Annotated in this window: 1 protein-coding gene and 1 pseudogene; one reads left to right on the top strand and one right to left on the bottom strand. The window is 69.7% G+C overall.

Annotated elements, in window-relative coordinates:
• Positions 1-198 (bottom strand): annotated as a pseudogene (locus tag J7E68_RS13585) (sugar phosphate isomerase/epimerase); the annotation flags it as partial.
• Positions 199-309: 111 nt separating this feature from the next.
• On the opposite strand from J7E68_RS13585, the gene J7E68_RS13580 reads away from it, so the two are divergent.
• Entirely contained in the window at positions 310-921 is a 612-nt protein-coding gene (locus tag J7E68_RS13580; RefSeq protein WP_215173414.1) for a TetR/AcrR family transcriptional regulator, read from the top strand.
• The last annotated feature ends 5 nt before the right edge of the window (positions 922-926 follow it).

Here is a 926-nt window from a genome sequence, read left to right as displayed (position 1 = left end):
GGGGGGGGAGGCGTGCCCCGAGGGGGCGACGAGTCCTGCGGCGGCGAGCGCGTCCGCGAGCGGCTGTGCACGGGGGAGGAAGTCGTAGGGCTCCGCGGCGGTGAAGCCACGGGCGGCGACCTCGTTCAGCGAGCCCTCGAGGTCGGTCTCCAGCTGGTCCTTGATCGTGAACAGCTGGATGGAAGTCTGGATCGTCACTGGTCTCTCCTTCAGTCATCGGCGACGTGCGGGCGCATCGACCCGTCTGTCCGAGCACGCTATCACCAAATACCTCCGCATGGAAGTTTTCAGATGGCTACACTCGATCCCATGACCGATGCTCAGGATCGACCCCGTCAACGCGGGGCGTATGCCAAGGGCATCGCGCGCCGGCAGGAGATCCTGGATCGTGCGATCGAGGTCTTCGCCGCCCGCGGAGCCGACCGCACCAGCCTCCGGTCCATCGCCAGCGCCGTCGGGGTCACGCACGCCGCCCTCACCCACTACTTCGGGTCGCTCGAAGAGCTTCTCGTCGCCGTCTACCAAGAGAGCAACGCCCCCGAGCGCCAGCGCCCCGACGCCTTCTCGGCCGACGCCACGCCGGTCGAGCGGATGATCGAGTCGGCACGCACCAACCGCGAGGTGCCCGGTCTCGTGCAGCTGTACTCCACGCTCGTCGCCGCCGCGCTCGAAGAGGGGCACCCTGCCGCGCGGGAGTTCGCGACGACCCGCTTCTCCCGTCTGCGAGACGACATGGCCGCAGTGGTGCGAGAGCAGCAGGCGTCCGGCCGCATGCGACAGGACGTGGATGCCGACGCCGTCGCCGCTCTCGTGGTGGCGGCCTCCGACGGTCTGCAGACGCAGTGGCTGCTCGACGACGCCGCACCGCAGCACGAGGCGCTGGCCCTGCTCGACCGACTCCTGCGCCCGGCCTCTCGCTAGGGTGA

The organism is Microbacterium sp. ISL-103 (genome assembly GCF_018613995.1).
GTDB lineage: Bacteria > Actinomycetota > Actinomycetes > Actinomycetales > Microbacteriaceae > Microbacterium.
This window is presented reverse-complemented; position numbering and strand designations above follow the sequence as displayed.